An 18663-nucleotide genomic window follows, 5' to 3' on the forward strand; every position below is an offset into this window, starting at 1 on the left:
GTTGCGGAGCACACCCTAACCGGCGAGGAAATTTTTTCTACGGAGCGCCGGCGAGGACGATACGGCCGTCCGGGGCGCGCCGGACTTCGAGCGGATAGAGATCCGTCAGCGCCGCGACGAAGCCGTCGACGTCTCCGGCGTCGAACGCGCCGCTGACGCGGTTGGCGGCGACGCCGCCGTCGCGGATCTCGATCGGGTTGCGTGTGTAACGGTTGACCTCTGCGACGGCGACGGCGACGGGCGTATCCTCGAAGATCAGCCGACCGGTCGTCCAACTGGTCGCTACGGGGATGCTGACGCTCGCCACGACCGGTTGCGGGGCCGAGGTGACCACCTGCTGGCCCGGGTTCAGCGACCACGTCCGTTCAGGCGTTGCGGCGTCCCGCACCGCCACACGTCCCTCGATGAGGACCACGCGCGCGCCGTCCGTCAGGCGGCGTACGTCGAAACGGGTGCCCAGGGCGGTGACCTCCGCATCGCCGGCCGTCACGACGAACGGCCGCGCCGGATCGCCTTCAACGTCGAACAGAGCTTGCCCTTCAGTCAGAGAAACGGACCGGCGCTCTCCGGTGTAGCGGACACGGATGCTCGACGCCGTGTCCAGAGTGATCCGGGAGCCGTCGTCGAGAACCACGACCCGTTGCTCGCCCACCTCGGTTGCGTAGGTGACGGGCTGCTGGAGAAACCAGACCCAGCCGAGCCCCGCCGCCACGACCAGGGCGGCGCCGGCCGCACCCAGCGGTTTGAGAACCCCGACGAGGCGCTCGCGACGCGGCTGACCGGCTGCGCGTGTCCGGGCGTCTTCGACCAGCGCGGCCATGTTCGGCGCGCCGGCCAGATTTCCGGCGGTGTCCCACAGCGCTTCGATACCGGCATAGGCGGCCGCATTCTCGGGATCCCGACGCCAGGCGCTGAACGCCTTCACGTCGTCGGCCGTGACCCGGCGCTGATTGAGCCGCGCGAACCAGTCCGCGGCTTGCTTGCGCCTGCTTTCGGCAGCTTCGATCGTCATCAATCTTCGCCTAGAGGTCCAACCGGGAAGCGCAGTACTCGAGCGCCCTGGACATCCGCCATTCCACCGTCTTGACGCTGATGCCGAGGGTCCGGGCGATCTCCGGATAAGTCATACCGCTAAAGCGGCTCAACACGAAGACATCGCGATAGAGTTGCGGCATGGCGGCGATGACGTCGCTCAGCATGATCTGGTCGATCTGCGGCGCGTTCTCCGACTCGGCAGGACGATGCCGCTCCAGCGCACGGCTGCGTCGGACCTCACGGCGATGCTCGTCGCGCACCAGATTCATGGCCACCGTGAGAAGGAAGGCCTTGGGGTGCCGGATGTCGTCCGCAGCATGGGGGGCGATCCGGAGATAGGTCTCCTGCACGACGTCTTCGGCCGCATCGGAGCCGATACGCGCCCGCAGGCGTCGGTTGAGCCAAGCCGCGTAGCGCCGATAAAGACGGCTCAATCCGTCATCGGCGGCGTCTGCTCCTATATGCTCCGCTTCGGTCACGTGCCTCTCCGGCCTCAGAACGAGAGCCTCGGAATCCGGGACGTGGACGAGCAGCGTCGAACACGCGCGCGTGCTCGGAGCCCCGCAAAAGGCCGCAGAACCCGCACGCAGGGCGGCGGGTCGAAGTCGGGTGTCGCACAGGGGATTCCAAGCCCCTACCGACGCAGGCGTCGGCGGCATCAGCATGAATCAAACTGAATCGGGGCGCAAGCGGGAGGGGTCGGGCGTTGGAATCCTCTGCGTTCGCGAGGCCCGCTGCTTCGGCCTGCGGCACCGCCTCCGCCTTGAAGACGGACCCCGGCTCCCGCTGCACGCCTATCTCACGGCGCCCGACATCCATGCGTCTACGATCGGCCTGCGGACGCCGCAAGTCCTGCACGTGGGCAGTCTGATCTCCGCAAAAACCTGGCGGGCGACCCGCAATTCACTGTCGTTGCGGTTCAGATGAGTCGCGCGTTACGGGACTGACGTACTCGGGGAGGTGAAGATGAGCGTCCGTCCGAATGATGATTATTTTGATACGCCGGGCCTGAGCCCGCGTGAATCCGAATGCCTGATATGGGTCAGTCGTGGGAAAAGTTCTTCCGATGTTGGAGCGATCGTGGGGCTGTCTCCGCGCACGGTGGACAGTTACCTCGAAAAGGTCTGCGCCAAACTTCGCGTCAGGACTCGGATCGAAGCGGTCGCCGTCGCCGTCAGGACAGGACTGATCGATCCGGAATAGCTGCTCTCTACGGATCTTCGCCTGAGCCGCCGCATGCAATTCGTTTCCGCGTGTGAAACGAAGTGGACGGAAGGGGCCTCTGTCGGTGCGATCAACTCTTCACGCGCGCGGCAGGAAGTCCAAGCCCACCCGGGTGAGCGAGCCGCCTAGCTTGTGCATCATGCTCAGCGCATACTCATATCTTAGCTGGGTTATCATCTCCGCCTCGACGACTTCGATGACTGGGACGGAGAGGACGCTTGCCTGAGGTACGGCGCCCGCGGACTTGCCTATGTCAGCCTCGTCCACTCTCTCGGCTCCGGTGTCTTCTGCGGCGATCTTGGGCGTCTTGATCCTATAGAGGTTGAAGGAGCCGTTTCTGAACCTGCCTTCGTTCGCGGCGTAAAGGGTGAACCATTCCGGGTTGGAGGATTCACTGGCCTTGCCGATCCGCAGCCACTTTAGCTTGCCGTCGATCCTGGCCATCGCGACACGGCCGGACATGATCTCCGTCGAAGGCTTGTCACCGTCGCCGTCGTCGAGCCGGACCGCCATGAAGGGCAGGGCGTCACCTACAATCGAATATCGCCCCCGACCGGGAACCAGATCGCACATCGGGGACAGACATACCCAGTAATGGCCGTCGGCCCGGAACACGTGGCCCGTGGCCAGGTGATGGCCCTCCCAGGGTTTGGTTGAGACGAAAACGTTATGCTCGCTGGAAGCGCGGTCACGTTTTGCCTTGTCCGAAAGGTCCACGCCGAAATAGTCGTGGCACAGCTGCACGGCGTCGCCGTCGGCATCCGCGCCAACCAGTCGTCCCGCGAACTCGCGAACTTCAGGTAGGACTTCCGAGATCAGCATTTCAGCATGGCGGGAAACCGATTCCGACACCATGAAGTCCCGCTCGGCTCCCTCTTTGTCGAAGAGTCGACGGTACCATTGAGCTAGGGCGTAGTGGCTCTCCATAGCCTTGCTCTCCGCAGCAAAGCCGGCCTTGTTAATCGAAGCCCTGAGCTTGGCCCAGAAGAGCTGGGACGGTGTAGGCTTGGAGCTGACCAGAGCCCGCAATACTTCGTTGATTAGCTCGGATCCGACCCCCTTCGCCGTGAAGGCGATGAAGCCTTCGTCACAGCGGATCCATCGGGGCTCGGCGGCCGACCAGGCTAGATTGCTCGGAGTGCTTGGTGCCAGGATGTCGCTAAGAAGACCTTGGCGAAGCTCAAGCGCCCGCCGAAAGACGATGTCTCTGAGGGCTTTGTTTCTCAGGCCGTGCTGATTGCAGAACTGCTCAAATGCATCGCGGCTCGGCGCTGCTGCGTCGTCTTTCCAGCCGTTGTTCAGACGATAGTGCTCATAGTGTTCGCGGAGCACAGTCTCGACCAAACCCAGAGTGCGATCGATGCCTTCATCCTCTCCCGCATCCGTCCAGGCCCGGAACTCTTTACGCTCCGCTTCCGACAGAAACCCATCGACGGGTCCGAGCACGCCTGCAAGGACATCGCGGAACACCTTGTCCAGATTTTCCTGAGTGTGCAGCGCAACGAGATTAAACTGCTTATTGTTAAGAATGGTCCGCAGGATCTCGATCGCCCGCGTGCCATCGTGTCGGGCGGCTCGGTCCAGCTCGAAGTCGAGCACAAGCAGGTCGCTCTGATGCAGGTGTCCTATCGTCTGCTGTTCGCCGTCCTCATCGACATTCGCCCCATCGTGAATGTCGACGATCATCGGAGGGCTGGCTTTGTGAAAACCCCGGATCACCCCTCTGACCTCTGTGCGGCGTTGCTCCCAGCGCTTGCCACTCGTTTGCGCGTTCGCGGTCGAGGTCCTTACACTCGACGCAGGCTGGGTAGGGCCGGACGCAACTGGTACCGGTTCTCCACCAATGCTGCCATCCGCCGTGACCGCTTCGACCGTGGGAAGGGGCGGCTTTGCGATCAACTCTTCCATCGTTGGGTAGTCGTCATCGACGATCAGGACGGATCGGATCGGGTCAAGGAAAACCTCCCGCACGAAGGTTTCGTAATCAGCTGCCTTCATGGAACTCGCCCCCGCGAAACTCGATAATGAAGTTGGCGCCGGTCAACGGGTGATCGTCCTCTTTCGAGGCATAGCGGATGCGATGTCCGCCACCGGCCAGATTGGCGCGGCTTAGATAGAGACCCACACCGCGACCTCCCCGAACGCGTCGGGTGAAGAACAGGCTAAAAAGGCTGCTTATGTCCTCCTCGGTCACGCCGGGGCCGTTGTCCGAGACGATGACCTGATTGTCCGCGGTGCTGAGAAGGATGCGGCGATCGTCGATTTCAGACGCGCTCAACCAGTAGACGCTGTTATTCAACAGGTTGATGAATACGGGCAACAATCGCGACTTCTGGTCGTAGACGCGAAAAGCGCGGAAGCCGTCCGTCGCGTCCAGCTGAATACGGTTCTTAGCCAGTGGCAGTTTGAAGAAGTTTGAGAGGTAGTCGACGAAATATTCGCCCGTGATCCACTCGTGAACGCGTTCACCGGCAAGGCGGAGCGGCGACAGGAAGCGCAGTTGATCGGCGAGGCCCTCGTGTCCGAAGGCGATGTTTCCGGCGGCCTGTGAGACGCGAATGTCCGGCGGAAGCGCGTTCAGGCCTGAGACGATCATTTCATCGTAGCTTTCAAGCTCGTGACCGACAATCTCAACGGCTATGCCCAGCTGGGCAAGGCCGTTGAGACGTTCGAGATCCGCGCGCAACTCTGAGATCTCCTCCATGCCGGCGGACGCCAAGCTCTGAAGGTCAATGCTCTCGCCTAGGCTTTCGAGCGCTCCGATATAGGGAACGAAAATGTCGGCGCTTTCCCTGTCCATCCGCTGCTGGACCTCGGCCAGAAGCCGCGAGGCCTCCAGTAGGCCTATAGCGCCGCTCTTCAGCCTCAGTTCGATGGCCTCGGCTGCCTGGTCAAAGGCCTCCTTCCGGCTCTGTAGCAGCTGCCGGAGCCGGTTAAACTCGCCTTTTTGGCGGGTGTCGATCTCGGCGCGCCAGGTCTCCACTCGGGCCGCGAACCTGTTGACCGCGCGCCGCCTTTGCTCAGCCAACACGACCTCGGGCTCCGCGAGCACGGCGGCTTCAAGCGCTGCGTCGACGCCCGCGGCGAGATCGGCGATCCCTCGCTGAACTTCGCCGATCTCCCGGCGGTAATCATTGTACTCGTCCTCCAGAGCTCCCAGGGGTTTTGGCACCTCCGGAAGTTGATACTGCATCAGCTGCTGCTGGAGCCTTTCGACGGCGGCCTGGGCAGCGATCGCCGTACTTTCGTTGCTAACGGACAGAACACCCGCCTGGGCCGTCACCTCGGCCGCGAGTGCCGGAAGGCGGTCGCGATTGGCGCGCAGAGTTGTGCGGAATTGCAGGCGCAGGCGCTTCATCATCTTCTCGCGATCCACGACGGCCCTCGCCTTGGCGTTCGCGTCCTGGATGTCGGGAAGCAGCTCTTTGCGCAGGTCGGAAGCGGTGCCGAAGAAGCGACGCGCCGACACCATCAGGATGTTACTGACGATGCCCTTGAGCGCCTTGGCCGCGCGGTTGTCGAGCAGCCCTTCCCGGCCTGCCTTGTCCCGCAGGTTCGGATTTCGCCGCCGGCTGAGGGCGATGCGGCCGAACATCTGCCGGTGATTCCAGAACTCTCGGCCAGCGTGTCGGGTACGCCGGGATTCGATCTCGAAAAAGTCGTTGTCGGGACGACCGAACGGCAGGACTCGAAGACCGTCGCGGTACATTAGAAACCCCGCGTATCGCTCCGCCAGATCATCATATAGCCTGAACTCGTCGGCAGTCTGCGTCGTGTTCCGTTTCGAGAACTCCATTGAGGCGATGAAAAGGTCAAACGGCCCGACGAAGGTGTCGGCACGATCGGGTATGCCGATGTCGCTGGCCGGCCGAATCTCGACCTCCTCCTCAAGCCACCTGCCGAAAGCCTTCACGCGGCCGCGGAAGACGCCAGCCGCGTCAATTTGGCCTTCGATATGGTGTTCCAACTGCTCGAGCTGGAAGCGCGAAAGCTGTCGATCCGAACCCAGAACCCAGTGTTCTCCCACGAGCGGGATGGTGCGGACGGCGTAGCGGAAGTGCGGATCGACTGCGTTGAGCTCTGGACGCGTCGGATCAACGTAGGGGTCCACGAAACCGGCGAGCGTCTCGTGGAATCGATCAATGGCAGCCACAGCGGACTGGTCTGCGGTCTTCCGATCCAGGCACAGGGCGGTAAGATCATAGCCAACGCCAGCCAGGATTAGGGCCGTGCCCTGGGCGTCGCCGTCCGACCACACGCTCCAGCGCTCCAAATGCCTCTCGTCTAGCCAAAGGTTGCTCAGGCCCGCACGAATGGCCTCCGAGGGTGCCGTGGTCCGCCCGGCCGAACCGGCCTCCCGCTCAGCCTCGTAGAGGGCATCGAATGAAGCCCAGGCGGCCGAGACCCGTGCCGCTCGGACGGGATCCGTTCCGCCCGACAGATTCTCCAGCAGCTGCGACACGAGGGCGGGGAGACTCCGTAGGATCTCGACAGGATCGTCGATCTCGATAACCGGGACGCGGATGTCGGCCAGCGTCAGAAAAGGATTCTCGAACAGGCGCCAATCCACCAGGGCGCCGACACAGGGTTGACCGCGCCGCTTTGACAGCAACAGCAGCACCGGGGCCAGGTTTGCGCAGGACAACCGGCCGATGCCCTTTTGGCCCTGTTTGGGGCGGATCGGCAGGCCGTTGCGATCGCTAGCAGGCGTATCGCCGGAGGTCGCCTTGGATTCGGTGCCGACTACTAGCCAGCGGCGGATGAACTCGTCGCGGTTCATGCCGTGGCCGTCGTCAAGGATCGTCGCCACCCCGCTACCGTCGTCGTGGATGTTCAGCTCGACGTTGCGAGCGTAGGCGTCGAATGCATTCTTCCAGAGCTCCGACACAGCGGTCGGCGCATCAGCGATCTGTTCGCGTCCAAGGTGATCGACCGTTCGGGCGGCGGTCTGGAAGGAAATCTGATTGATCATGAGGCCGATTCATACCGGGATTCAGTCACGGCAAAGCGTATCATCGATGTTCGATCGAACACCTTGATTTTTCACTTCCGGCTACCCGCCCATTCTTTGCCGATGCATCGTTGCCTTGGGAGGCGTCAAATGCAACCGAAGATTTTCTGTCGTTTGCGTCTGCAACTCTCGATCCGAACATCCAGGTCCAGGTGCGCTGGCTAGGCGGTCGGCGATACTCTTGCCCTTCATCTCGGGCTATCCAAGAAACTAACCGCACGCGAATTCGCGACCCATGCGGCCCAGACACGAGCTGCTTATCGTCGTCATGTCCAATGATCTGGAGAAATGGCCCGGTTGATCGCGCCTGCCAGCGCCCTGCGCCCGCCTTAGGTCAACTGCCTCGCAGAATTCTTCGCAGTCTGCGAGCCGTAAGTCCAACGCCGATCTGAAGACCAACTTCGGTGTCGGGGCATTCGGACCTTTGGCGCGGAGAAAAATTTAGGACCGTCTCTGACATCCTGCCGCTAGCATTTAGGGGCCAAGTCGCGCCAATTCGTCTCTCCACTGCGATGTTTCGAGTGGAGTTTTTGTGCGCGGTCCGAACCTGTCGTCTCTTCTACAAGTTGCGAGGCGGACTAGCCGGGCTGGCGCGCCCAACCTCAATCACTGTCCTGGGCGTCGACCAGTTCCTCGGCATGGGCCGCAGCGCCACCAACGTGGTTGGCAACGCCGTAGCCGCCGGCGTCATCGCCAAATGGGAGCAAGCCCCGCACTGACGTGGCCGAACAGTCATCGGCCCTCGGTGCCGACGACGGGGCGACGCTGGCGCCGGAGGCTGCTGTCGCTGCGACCCAGCTGAGCCTTCTCATGTTTGTCCGGCGGGAAAAGCGACTCGGCCGATCTGGGCGCAACCTGGCCAGTGGCTCTCTGATATAGCCGGCGCATACCCTCGACGCCCCGCGCCCCCGGCGGGAGGGTTGCATGACGTCCTGAGGGCGAACTGCTGTGCAGAAAAGATTCCACGATCGGGCTTCCGCTGGCCAACCTGCGGCTTAGCGGTTGCGCCGTCTCAGCAGTCTGGCCGCCTCTTCCTTCCACAGCGCCCGGAAACGCAGCAAGATCGATCCCGGCAGGGTGGCCGCCGCACGGGAACGGCGATGGAGTTCCCTGGCTTCGGCTTCGAAACGGGCGGCCCTGTCGAGATCGGCTTCTGTCATGTGGTTTCTGGCCAGACTTTCTGTACGACCAGCGTCCCGGCAGGGCAGGGCTGGAGGATAAAATCCTCTGGGGCGCTCAGGTTCAGCCAACGGGCACCGGCGCTGGGCGGCAGCAGGACGATTTGGCGGTCATGGTAGGGCGCTACGTCCGGGCCTGGCGCAGTCGTCAACATGGCGAAGGCTCCGTTCTTGATGACACCGGCGATCCAGAACCACGGATGGCCTGCCATGGTGAAGAGCCATTTCGTTTTCTTTCCCTGCACCTTTGGCTCGGTGAACTCGTAAAAACCGTCGGCAGGGATCAGGCAGCGGATCGAGTCGCCGAAAGACCGGCCGTCGGACCGGAAATTGAAGACCGGCTTGCCCGTCGGGCTTTTCCATGCCCAGCGCGTCATAAGCAATTGCGCGCCATCGGGGCCTTGGGTGACTACGGGGGCGGCGTCGCCGATGCTGTAATCCGCTGGCTCCAGGTTGGGCAGACCGCCCGGAAAGACGAGCGTCCGCCCCGCGTCGCGGAACGGCGCAGCGAGTTGATTGGCGGGGATGTGCAGGCGGTAGTTGTTGCACATGGGCGAATCCTCTCACGGCCTCAGTCAGTTGTGGAGTCCGGCGCCCGTGGAGCGCTTTTCGGCCTCGCGATTGCGCGGCCCATCCCTTCGTAGGGGTAGCTCCAGCAGGAGCCTGTGCCGCTAAGATCAGTCCAGCCCGCTTTCACAGTGGCGGCGGCCGCGATCGACAGAAGGGGGCCTCGCCTGACATCGGCCTGCCGACCAGGGCCAGGTCGTGCTCGCGCTGGGGCCCTGAGGACATGGCGCGATGTGCCACCGCCGACCTTGCAGGAGTAGCGGCCATCTAGCCCTGAAGATCAGCCGCGGCGGCACCGATCTCCAGCGAACGGTTGTCGATGTCGGCCGCGGCCAAGCTTTCCGCCAGAGCTGGGCGCGGGACGCAAGAGCGTCGCTGTCATCCTGCGTGATGAGCGTACCGGCCTTGGCGGCTCGTCGTCGTGAACGGCGCGTGACCCGAGGCTCAGCGGTTGATAATCGACCGGATATGGACTATGTCCAGATTTGTTAGGAGATGGTCATGGCGATAGGCATCGTTTCCGGTCGCGATCCGCAAGTGGAACTGCCGCGCATCGATGTGGCGCGCTTCGCTCCGGCGAACCGGCGCCGTCTGAGCGCGCCCGCGCTTCGCACATTCACCGCCATTGCCGATCTCTGGGGCCTGAACGAGGAACAGCGCCGCCTGATCCTCGGTTATCCGTCGCGCTCGACCTATCAGAGCTGGTGCAAACAGGCCCGCGAACATGGCGACATCACGCTCGACGTCGATGTGCTGACGCGCATTTCGGCGCTGCTGGGCATCCATCAGGCCCTGGGCGTCCTGTTCGCCGATGAGCATGACGGCGTCCATTGGCTGCTCCGAACGCACGATGCGGCGGTGTTCGGCGGGCATCCGCCCATCAACTTCGTGACCAACGGGACCCAGGATGGCTTGATGACGGTGCGTCGCTTCCTCGACGCCGCGCGGGGCGGAGCCTACATGGCCCCCAACGCCCTTGATGCGGCGTTTGACGCCTATGACGACAGCGAGATCGTCTTCAGCTGATGGAGAAGCTCGTCGCTGCGCCCCGTCCGGCCCACCGGCTGGTGCCATCGCGCTTTCCGCCGATCGGCCTGTTCGACACCGTGGCGACAGCAGCCGACGCCGCGGCGGTGATGGAGCTGTCGGGCTGGACCAATGACCGCTTGGTCGCTGAACGGATCGACCGCCTGCCGCGCGATCAGTGGGTGTATGGCCGAGCCAACGCCAGCGTCGTAATGGCGTCTTTCCTCCACGTCGCGCCGGGCGGCATGCGATTCAATGGTCCGGACCTCGGCGCCTGGTATGCGGCGGCGTCGATCGTCACTGCAGCCGCCGAGGTCGGCCATCATCTGCGCCGCGAATCCGTGGCGCGATCGGTGAAAGGAATGCGGCGGACCTATCGCAACTATACCGCCGTCTTGATCGGCGACTATCACGACATTCGTGGCCGACAGGCCGCCTTGCCCGACGCCTACGCCTCAAACAGCTATGGGGCCGCGCAGGCGTTCGGCGAAGGCGTGCGGGCGTCCCAGGCGTCTGGGCTTCTTTACGACAGCCTGCGCCATCGCGGCGGATGCAACATCGTCGCCTATCGGCCTGTCGGCGTCACCGAAGTCGTGCAGGCGGAGCATTTCGAGATCAGCGTCGAGGCGGCGTCTCACCGGATCGAGGTTCACAAGCTGAGCGCATAATAACGGCAAGGCCGCCGTTGGTCGGAGCCGCACGCGCTTCGCGCATGGCGTCGCGCCGCGAATGCACGGCGACGGCGACTGAGGGGCTGCTGTTCCGTCAGAACTCAGCCTGACCATTTAGGGCTTGAGGCTCGCACATACGTCTCTCCACCGGTCGCCTGCAGGGCGATGTTTCCAGTGGAGTTTTTGTGCCCAGTCCAAAGTCTGTACCCGCCTCTACGTGCTATATCACTCAATGGAAGTCCCGCGACCCCGGCAGGATGCGGACGTCACGCGGATGCCGGTGCGGCGGGTGTCGCGGCGGTTGCGGGTTGGCGATGACATCGGCGCGGGCGAGCTGGATGTCGGTCTCATGGTCTTCTGACAGGCGGGACAGTTCGGCGCTGCGGTCGATGACGCGGCGGGCGACGACATGGATGACGCCTTCGGGGCTCTTCTCGACCAGGCCTTCGACCTGCATCAGGCGGGCGCTCATGACCTCGCGCCGGTACTGGTCGAGCATCCGCGCCCAGAGGACCACGTTGGTGATGCCGGTCTCGTCCTCCAGGGTGACGAAGACAGCGTTGCCCTTGCCCGGTCGTTGACGCACCAGGACCACGCCCGCGACCCGCACCAGGGAGCCGCCGCGCTTCGCCTCGGTCTGGGCGCAGGTCAGCACGCGGTCAGCGGCGAAGACGGGGCGCAGGATGGCCATGGGGTGGGCCTTCAACGACAGGCGGGCGGTCTGATAGTCGGCGGCGACGTGCTCGCCCAGCGGCATCAGAGGCAGATGGGCGTCGGGCTCCGCGCCCAGTTCGCGGGCGCCGCGTTCGCGCGCCTCGGCGGCGGCGAACAGGGGCAGGGGGTCGTCGTCGGGCAGGCGGCGCACCGCCCACAGGGCCTCGCGCCGATCCTGTCCCAGGGAACGGAAGGCGTCGGCGTCGGCCAGTTTGCGCATGGCGGCGGCGGGCAGTTCGGCGCGCCGAGCCAGGGTTTCGATATCGGCGAAGGGCGCCGCGGCCCGCGCCGCCGACAGGGCCGTGGCCCAATCCTCCCTGAAGCCGTCGATCTGGCGCAGGCCCAGACGCAGGGCGGGCGCGTTCGCCGGCCCCTCCAGGCTGTTGTCCCAGTCGCTGTGCGAGACGTCGATAGGGCGCACCTCGACTCCGCCGACCTCCTGCGCCTCGCGCACGATCTGGGCGGGGGCGTAGAAGCCCATGGGCTGGCTGTTCAACAGGGCGCAGGCGAAGGCCGCCGGGTGGCGATGCTTGATCCAGGAAGAGACATAGACCAGCCGGGCGAAGCTGGCGGCGTGACTTTCGGGAAAGCCGTAGGAGCCGAAACCCTTGATCTGCTCGAAGCAGCGCTGGGCGAAGGCCGGGTCATAGCCGCGCCCGACCATCCGCCCGACCATCCGGGTTTCATAGGTGTGCAGGCTGCCGTCGCCCCGAAAAGTACCCATGGCCTTGCGCAGGCCGTTGGCCTCGCCGTCGCTGAACTCGGCGGCGACGATAGCCAGCTTCATCGCCTGTTCCTGGAACAGGGGCACGCCGAGGGTCTTGTGCAGCACCTGTTCCAGTTCGTCGGGCGGGCCGTGATCTGGGGAGGGCGAGGAATAGACGACCTCCTCCACACCGTTGCGGCGACGCAGATAGGGGTGAACCATGTCGCCCTGGATCGGGCCGGGGCGGACGATGGCGACCTGGATGACGAGGTCGTAGAGGCAACGGGGCCTCAGCCGAGGCAGCATGTTAATCTGGGCCCGGCTCTCGACTTGGAAGACTCCGATGGACTGGCCCCGGCACAGCATGTCGTAAACGGCCGGGTCCTCGCGCGGGAGGGTGTGCAGTTCCCAATCCTCCTTCTCATGCGCGCGGATCAGGTCGAACGCCTTGCGGATGCAGGTCAGCATGCCGAGCGCCAGCACATCGACCTTCATCAGGCGCAGGGCGTCGATGTCGTCCTTGTCCCATTCGATGAAGGTGCGGTCCGCCATGGCGGCGTTGCCGATGGGGACCATCTCGTCCAGCCGGTCCTGGGTCAGGACGAAGCCCCCGACATGCTGGCTGAGGTGGCGGGGGAAGTTCAGCAGGCGGGACGCCATCTCGACCGCGCGGGCGATCATCGGGTTGGCGGCGTCCAGTCCCGCCTGAACGACGTGGCGATCGCCGATCTCGGTCCCCCAACTGCCCCAGTGGCTGGAGGCCAGACGAGCGGTGACGTCTTCGGTCAGACCCAGAACCTTCCCCACCTCGCGGATGGCGCTGCGGGGGCGGAAGTGGATGACGGTGGCGGCGATGCCGGCGCGATGGCGGCCATAGCGTTCGTAGATATGCTGGATGATCTCTTCGCGCCGCTCGTGCTCGAAATCCACGTCGATGTCGGGCGGCTCGTTTCGATCCTCGGACAGGAAGCGTTCGAACAGCAGGTCGGACTCCATCGGGTCCACCGAGGTGATGCCCAGGACATAGCAGACCGCCGAGTTCGCGGCCGAGCCGCGCCCCTGACACAGGATGCGCTTGTTGCGCGCCACGCGGACGATGTCGAAGATAGTGAGGAAATAGGGGGCGATATCCTTGCGGGCGATAAAGGCCAGTTCCTTGTCCAGCAAGGCCTGCACCTTGTCGGGAACGCCGTCGGGGTAACGCATGGCGGCGTGACGCCCTGTAAGTTCTTCCAGCCAGGCCTGCGGCGTCCAATCGGGCGGGACGGGCTCTTCCGGGTATTGATAGCTGAGTTCGGACAGGTCGAAGGTCGCGCGCGACAGGAAGGCGGTCGTCTCGCCTATGGCTTCGGGCGCATCCCGGAACAAACGGGCCATTTCGTCCACGGGCTTCAGCCAGCGTTCGGCGTTGGCCTCCAGCCGGCGGCCGGCGGTTTCGATGGTCACGCCCTCGCGGATACAGGTCAGGACGTCCTGCAGGTCGCGGTCATCGGGGGCGGCGTAGAGGACATCGTTGAGCGCCAGCAGGGGAACCTCCACCCGCTCGGCCATGGCCTTGAGCCGCGCCAGCCGGCGCCGGTCGTCGCCGCGCCTGTGCAGGGCGGCGCCCAGCCAGACTGCGCCCGGCGCCGCTTCTTTCATGCGGGCCAGAATCGCTTCCAGCCCGGTCAGCCGGTCCGGCGGGACAAGTATCAGCAGCAGGCCTTCGGGATCGGCCAGCAGGTCGCGCAGGCCGATCTCGCACTCGCCCTTCTTCGCCCGGCGGTTGCCTAGGGTCAGCAAGCGCGTCAGTCGGCCCCAACCCGCCCGCGTCTCCGGATAGGCGATGACGTCGGGCGTTCCTTCGTTGAAGACCAGCTGCGCCCCGGTCAGCAGGCGGAAGCCCGCCGCACGACGCTTCACCTCTTCGGAGAGGACCGGGTCGTTCAGCGGGTTCTCGATGAAGGCGATCTCGCCGGGACTGCCGCCGTCGCGCACCCTGTCCGGCGGGGCCAGACCCTCGATGCGAATCTCCTTCAGCGCGCTCCAGGCGCGCACCACGCCCGCCACGGTGTTGCGGTCGGCCAGCCCCAGCCCGGCGTGGCCGCGCAGGATCGCCGTCAGCACCAGGTCCTTGGGGTGCGAGGCGCCGCGCAGGAAGGAGAAGTTGCTGGCCGTCGCCAGCTCGGCGTAGGCGCCGCACGGGTCGAGCCTCCTCATGCGAACAGGCCGTGGATGAACCAGCGCGGCTCGAGCGTCTCGCCATAGAGGCCTTGGCGGAACAGCCAGAAGCGACGGCCGTCCCGGTCCTCGACCCGGTAATAGTCGCGGGTGCGCTGGTTCGGGGCGCGCCACCATTCGCCGCTGATCCGCTCGGGCCCTTCGGCGCGCGTCACCTCGTGCAGGACGCGGCGCCAGCGGAACTTCAGCGGATAGCCGTCGGGGACCTCGGCCAGGGTTTCGACCGGCTGGGGCGGGTCGAACATCTGCAGGGGGCGCAGGGGCGGATCGTCGGGATCGAGGTCGGGCCAGGTCTCGTCGCCATGAAGGGCGGCGGCCGGGACCAGTCGCGCCGCACGTTCAGGAATGTGCGAGGCGAAGGGCTCGAAGCGCAGCACGGCCTCCGGCCCCAGACGCGCGGTCAGCCGATCGACCAGACGGCTGAAGGCCTCCTCGCCGGGCATCTCGCGTTCCAGTCCCTGCTGGGTCGGCGCCAAAGCCTGGGTCCAGGGTACGGACATCCGCATCTGGTCGAAGCCGAAGCCGGGGTCCAGCGGGGCGGCCAGGGCCGCCATCCGCTCGCGGAACAACCGCAGGGTCGCGGGGGCGTCGCGGGTCGGGCGGCCGGTGCGAACGACGATGCGGCGCATCTCGCCGTCCACCCGATAGAAGCTGGCCTCGAAGGCGCGACCGCCCCGGCCCGTCTGATCCAGCCGGTCCATGGTCTCGATCAGCAGGTCGGACAGAACCCGCTCCACGTCCTCGGGCGCCGAGATCGGCTCGAAGAAGACGCGGTCGATGATCACGGGGGCGGCCGGACGATGCGGGGTGATGCGCACGTCCTCGTCGCCCAGAACCCGCGCCAGCCGGGTCGGGAAGTCGGCGCCGAAGCGGGCTGCCAGGGGCGCGCGAGGCCGGTCGTCCAGATCGCCCAGCCGCTTCAGGCCCAGACGGCGCAGGGCCTCGTCTTCCTTGTCCGAAAGCTCCAGGGCGGCGACCGGCAGGCGGCGCGCGGCGGCGCGGTCCTGGCCGGGTTCGAACCGGCCGCCGGGGCCGAAGCGGGCTAGGGCGCGCGCGACCTGGGGCGTGCCGGCCAGGGCGCACCGGATTTTGAGTCCGGCGCGTTCCGCCCGCGCTTGGACCGTCCGCATCAGGTCCGCTTCGCCACCGAGCAGGTGGGCGCAGCCGGTCACGTCCAGCATCAGGCCATGCGGCGGGTCCAGCGCGATCATCGGGGTGAAGCGGCCGAAATCCTCCAGCACCCGCCCCAGCAGGGCGTCGTCGAGGTCCGGTCGATGGGCGACGACGCGCAGGGCGGGGGTTCGCGCCCGTGCATCGGCCAGGGCCAGGCCGGGAGTCAGTCCCGCCCGCGCCGCCGCCGGATCGACGGCCGCCAGCCGCAGCGCGCCCTTGACCTTCTCGGCCAGGACGACGGGCGGCGTATCCTCAGGCGGCGCGTCGGCTCGCTGTTCCTGACGCCGCAGCCGGTCGCTGGGCAGCCAGGGGAACCAGACCGCCAGATAGCGGCGCGGGCGGGCGGAAGGTTCGCTGTTCACGATCCCACTCCATGATCCAGGTTCCGGTCGCCCCGCCGCCGCGCCGCCGCAGCAGGGTCGCGGAAAAAGACGGCCGCCCCGGCGCTCCGCCTTCCAGAGGTTCCGAAGCGCAGGACGTCACCGACCAGCGGGTCTCGGCTGCGCTGGGGCAGGGTTCGGCCGCAGCACGGACCAGAAACAGCGTCCCGCCGCCGCTCTCGGCCGCCAGAGCCAGTCGTCGGCTGGCCGTCAGGCTGAAGGCCTTGGCCTCGCCCCAGGCGCTCAACAGCACGGCGCCCACAGCGGGACTGCGCAGGGCTTCTTCGCCGACGGCCAACAGGGTCTGCACGTCGCGCGTCCGCACTAGCAACAGGTCGCGCGGCGACAAGCCCATCTCATGCAGGCCCGGCCCATGCGGCCGTCCCGCCTCCTGGGCCATCATCTCATGCAGTCCCCAGACGATGGGCCGCCCAGCCGCTGCCCGCAGCGCCATTCCCAGACCGAAGGCGTTGACCGTTACGGCGTCGGCAGGGGCGGCAGCGTAGAGGTCGTGGATCACGCCTGTGGCTAAGGGTGCGAAGGCATCGTGGCCCGCATTACGCGCAGCCGCGCTGACCCAACGTCCGCCGGATCTCTCCAAGGCCTCAAGACGGGTCTTCAGCGTGGTCAGCGCGTCAGATCGCGAACATATGTTCTTCATTTGTTCTATATGCGCCCGGCATCCCGGGGGGAGTCAAGCGGGGCTGTCGCCAAGGTCCGCCGTCGCCACGTCCGGACGCATGATCGCATCGACGTTTAGGGTGAAGCCTCTTCTGAAACGTCTCTCAACCGTCGTCCGAAGACGATGTTTCCAGTGGAGTTTTTGTGCTCGATCCAAAGTTTGTAGACGGTTCGTCAGTTGATGCGTCCGTTCAGAGAAAAAGGGGCAGGCCGCCGCTGCCCATCGTCACCCATCCCGTCAGCTTGTGGGAAGTCCATGAAGACCCCAGGGACTTCCATGCCGCCCTGGATCTCCAGATCCGTCGGCACGGCGAGAACTCCCATCGACTGCATCGGGCTATCGTGGCCGCCGGCGGGCTGACGGATCGGACCACGCTCGCCGCCTGGCGGCGCGGCCTGAAGGTCCCACAGACGCCCGCGAGCCTAAAGGTTCTCGACATCATCGAGCATCGCTATCGGCTGGAGACCGGATATCTGCGGTCGCGGCTTCAGCGCCGACGCGCCCTGAGGGGGCTTGTTCCGCCCGAGACGCCCTATTCGGAATCGCGGCGTCTCGCCTGGCATCTGCCGGATGATTTCGATGAGAGGTCAGCCCGGGAACAGGAGGAAATCCTGGACTGGGTACGCGCGACCATTCTGTCGGGCGGCACGGCCTATCATCGCTATCACTCGACCGTGTCGAAACATCGGTTCGCGCTCCGTTTTAACGGAAGCGGCCCGGAAGACTTGGCTGCGCCGACGCATTTGAGGGAAGAGATGGACGCCCTGCTGCGGTTCAAGTCTGCGACCCTCACCGATATCGGTTATCAGCGCTCGGGCGTGTGGGGGCCGGAAACGGCAGCGCAACGCGAGGAGCATCTGGCGCTTCTGTTCGGCGCCCTGGCCGCTCTGCCTGACGATGAAGTCAGTGGCCTGGGCGTGGCCAAGGAGGACCTGACCTTCGGGCTTCTCGTCGTGCCGTCCGTCTGGGACTGGTATGTCCAATGGCGCGAGCGCCGCCGCGGCTTCTTCACCGGTTGGGAAAGCGAGATGCTTCTGCTCGGCGCCGCCTTCTCGCGTAGTGAGACGGGGTGGATCAGGCAGAACCCGTGGTTGGCGGGGCGGCTGCGCCCGGTTCCCGGCATCATTACGCAGGAGGAAATCGACCGTATCAGCGGACATTGGGATGAAGCCTGCGAGCGGGTGCATCGCCACGCCCTGGCCAGAGCCAAGGAGATCGAACGCGTCGCTCGGGTGCATCGGGACCCCTTTGAACCGATCCTGCCCATTCTGGAGGCGACGAGTCCCGTTGGCGAGTACCGCAAGATCACTGAAGAAGTTCTACGCCGGATGCCTGATGAGAGACGCTACCCTCGGGCGGCGGCCGAAGCCGTCCGCTCATTCCTCATGCTGCGACTGGGGTTGCACCTCGGCGTCAGGCAGAAGAATCTCCGGCAACTCCTGCTGCGTCCCCGCGGAAGCCCGGCGACGCCGGAAAGGGAGCTGGAGAGCAGGCGATGCGGCGAGCTGCGCTGGAGCGATAGGGAAGGGGGCTGGGAGGTCTTTATCCCATGCGTCGCCTTTAAGAACTCAGGTTCGGCCTATTTTTCCAAACGTCCGTTCCGGCTTCTCCTTCCGGACCTGGGAGGACTGTACCGTTGGATCGACGCCTATGTGGGCCGCCATCGATCGGCCCTGCTGAATGGGTCCCGCGATCCCGGCACCTTCTTCGTGAAGACCGTCAAGGTCTCCAGCCGCAACGCCGCCTATAATCAGAACACCTTCTACGATGCCTGGCGACAGGTGATTCAGCGCTACGGGATCTACAACCCGTACACGCAGAAGGGCGCCATTCGAGGCTTGCTTCCTCATGGACCGCACAATGTGAGGGACGTCTTGGCCACACATGTGCTGAAGCAGACCGGCTCCTACGAACAGGCCAGCTACGCCATTCAGGATACGCCGGCCACGGTCGCTGCCCACTACGGGCGCTTTCTCCCGCAGGATAAGGCGGCGTTGGCGGCCCAGGTCTTGAACCGCGTCTGGGACGAGGCCGCATGACGCCGTAAGGGCGTTTCCGGCGGAATGCGTTCATATG

General features: G+C 65.3%; 13 protein-coding genes and 1 pseudogene. 5 read left to right on the forward strand and 9 right to left on the reverse strand.

Annotated features, from left to right (window positions below; all coding sequences use genetic code 11):
* Window positions 1-37: 37 nt before the first annotated feature.
* Together IFE19_RS07780 and IFE19_RS07785 are read right to left on the reverse strand one after the other, a co-directional pair.
* A complete protein-coding gene (locus tag IFE19_RS07780; protein ID WP_207827006.1) occupies window positions 38-1012 on the reverse strand; it encodes a FecR family protein in 975 nt (324 codons plus the stop codon).
* 10 nt (window positions 1013-1022) lie between these two features.
* Window positions 1023-1514 carry an RNA polymerase sigma factor gene (locus IFE19_RS07785; protein ID WP_207827008.1) on the reverse strand — a complete coding sequence of 164 codons (492 nt, stop codon included), beginning with the start codon at window positions 1512-1514 and terminating at the stop codon, window positions 1023-1025.
* A gap of 487 nt (window positions 1515-2001) precedes the next feature.
* Here IFE19_RS07785 and IFE19_RS07790 point away from each other — a divergent pair, with 487 nt between their 5' ends.
* Window positions 2002-2238, forward strand: a complete 237-nt coding sequence (locus tag IFE19_RS07790) for a helix-turn-helix transcriptional regulator (RefSeq protein WP_207827011.1) — start codon at window positions 2002-2004, stop codon at window positions 2236-2238.
* A 99-nt stretch (window positions 2239-2337) separates the two neighbouring features.
* Here IFE19_RS07790 and IFE19_RS07795 read toward each other — a convergent pair whose 3' ends face one another.
* Both IFE19_RS07795 and IFE19_RS07800 read right to left on the reverse strand, forming a co-directional pair.
* Window positions 2338-4257: a response regulator receiver domain gene (locus tag IFE19_RS07795; RefSeq protein WP_207827013.1), complete on the reverse strand. Its 1920-nt coding sequence runs from the start codon at window positions 4255-4257 to the stop codon at window positions 2338-2340.
* The gene (locus IFE19_RS07800; RefSeq protein WP_207827014.1) at window positions 4244-7231 is read right to left on the reverse strand and encodes an ATP-binding protein; all 2988 of its coding nucleotides are present in this window, start codon (window positions 7229-7231) and stop codon (window positions 4244-4246) included. The genes IFE19_RS07795 and IFE19_RS07800 overlap by 14 nt, the downstream gene beginning before the upstream one ends.
* A 647-nt stretch (window positions 7232-7878) precedes the next feature.
* Here IFE19_RS07800 and IFE19_RS17600 point away from each other — a divergent pair.
* Window positions 7879-7989: pseudogene (locus IFE19_RS17600) on the forward strand (hypothetical protein); the annotation flags it as partial.
* A 276-nt stretch (window positions 7990-8265) separates the two neighbouring features.
* Here IFE19_RS17600 and IFE19_RS07805 read toward each other — a convergent pair.
* Together IFE19_RS07805 and IFE19_RS07810 are read right to left on the reverse strand one after the other, a co-directional pair.
* A complete protein-coding gene (locus IFE19_RS07805; protein ID WP_207827016.1) occupies window positions 8266-8430 on the reverse strand; it encodes a hypothetical protein in 165 nt (54 codons plus the stop codon).
* Window positions 8427-8999, reverse strand: a complete 573-nt coding sequence (locus IFE19_RS07810) for an SOS response-associated peptidase family protein (protein ID WP_207827017.1) — start codon at window positions 8997-8999, stop codon at window positions 8427-8429. Before IFE19_RS07810 ends, IFE19_RS07805 begins: the two co-directional genes overlap by 4 nt.
* Window positions 9000-9516: 517 nt before the next feature.
* Between IFE19_RS07810 and IFE19_RS07815 the strand changes: the two genes are divergently transcribed.
* Both IFE19_RS07815 and IFE19_RS07820 read left to right on the forward strand, forming a co-directional pair.
* Window positions 9517-10041 carry an antitoxin Xre-like helix-turn-helix domain-containing protein gene (locus IFE19_RS07815; RefSeq protein WP_207827019.1) on the forward strand — a complete coding sequence of 175 codons (525 nt, stop codon included), beginning with the start codon at window positions 9517-9519 and terminating at the stop codon, window positions 10039-10041.
* Window positions 10041-10709 carry an RES family NAD+ phosphorylase gene (locus IFE19_RS07820; RefSeq protein ID WP_207827022.1) on the forward strand — a complete coding sequence of 223 codons (669 nt, stop codon included), beginning with the start codon at window positions 10041-10043 and terminating at the stop codon, window positions 10707-10709. Before IFE19_RS07815 ends, IFE19_RS07820 begins: the two co-directional genes overlap by 1 nt.
* Window positions 10710-10941: 232 nt before the next feature.
* Here IFE19_RS07820 and IFE19_RS07825 read toward each other — a convergent pair whose 3' ends face one another.
* From IFE19_RS07825 to IFE19_RS07835, 3 genes are read right to left on the reverse strand one after another with little or no spacing between them, the layout of a single operon-like run.
* Window positions 10942-14331, reverse strand: coding sequence for an error-prone DNA polymerase (locus IFE19_RS07825; RefSeq protein WP_207827024.1), 3390 nt, complete (start codon window positions 14329-14331; stop codon window positions 10942-10944).
* Entirely contained in the window at window positions 14328-15887 is a 1560-nt protein-coding gene (locus tag IFE19_RS07830; RefSeq protein WP_225910451.1) for a Y-family DNA polymerase, read from the reverse strand. The genes IFE19_RS07825 and IFE19_RS07830 overlap by 4 nt, the downstream gene beginning before the upstream one ends.
* On the reverse strand, window positions 15778-16425 hold the full coding sequence (locus IFE19_RS07835; protein WP_207827026.1) for an ImuA family protein: 648 nt from the start codon (window positions 16423-16425) through the stop codon (window positions 15778-15780). Before IFE19_RS07835 ends, IFE19_RS07830 begins: the two co-directional genes overlap by 110 nt.
* 305 nt (window positions 16426-16730) lie before the next feature.
* On the opposite strand from IFE19_RS07835, the gene IFE19_RS07840 reads away from it, so the two are divergent.
* On the forward strand, window positions 16731-18626 hold the full coding sequence (locus tag IFE19_RS07840; protein ID WP_207827028.1) for a hypothetical protein: 1896 nt from the start codon (window positions 16731-16733) through the stop codon (window positions 18624-18626).
* Window positions 18627-18663: the final 37 nt, after the last annotated feature.

The organism is Brevundimonas pondensis, from assembly GCF_017487345.1.
Taxonomy (GTDB): domain Bacteria; phylum Pseudomonadota; class Alphaproteobacteria; order Caulobacterales; family Caulobacteraceae; genus Brevundimonas; species Brevundimonas pondensis.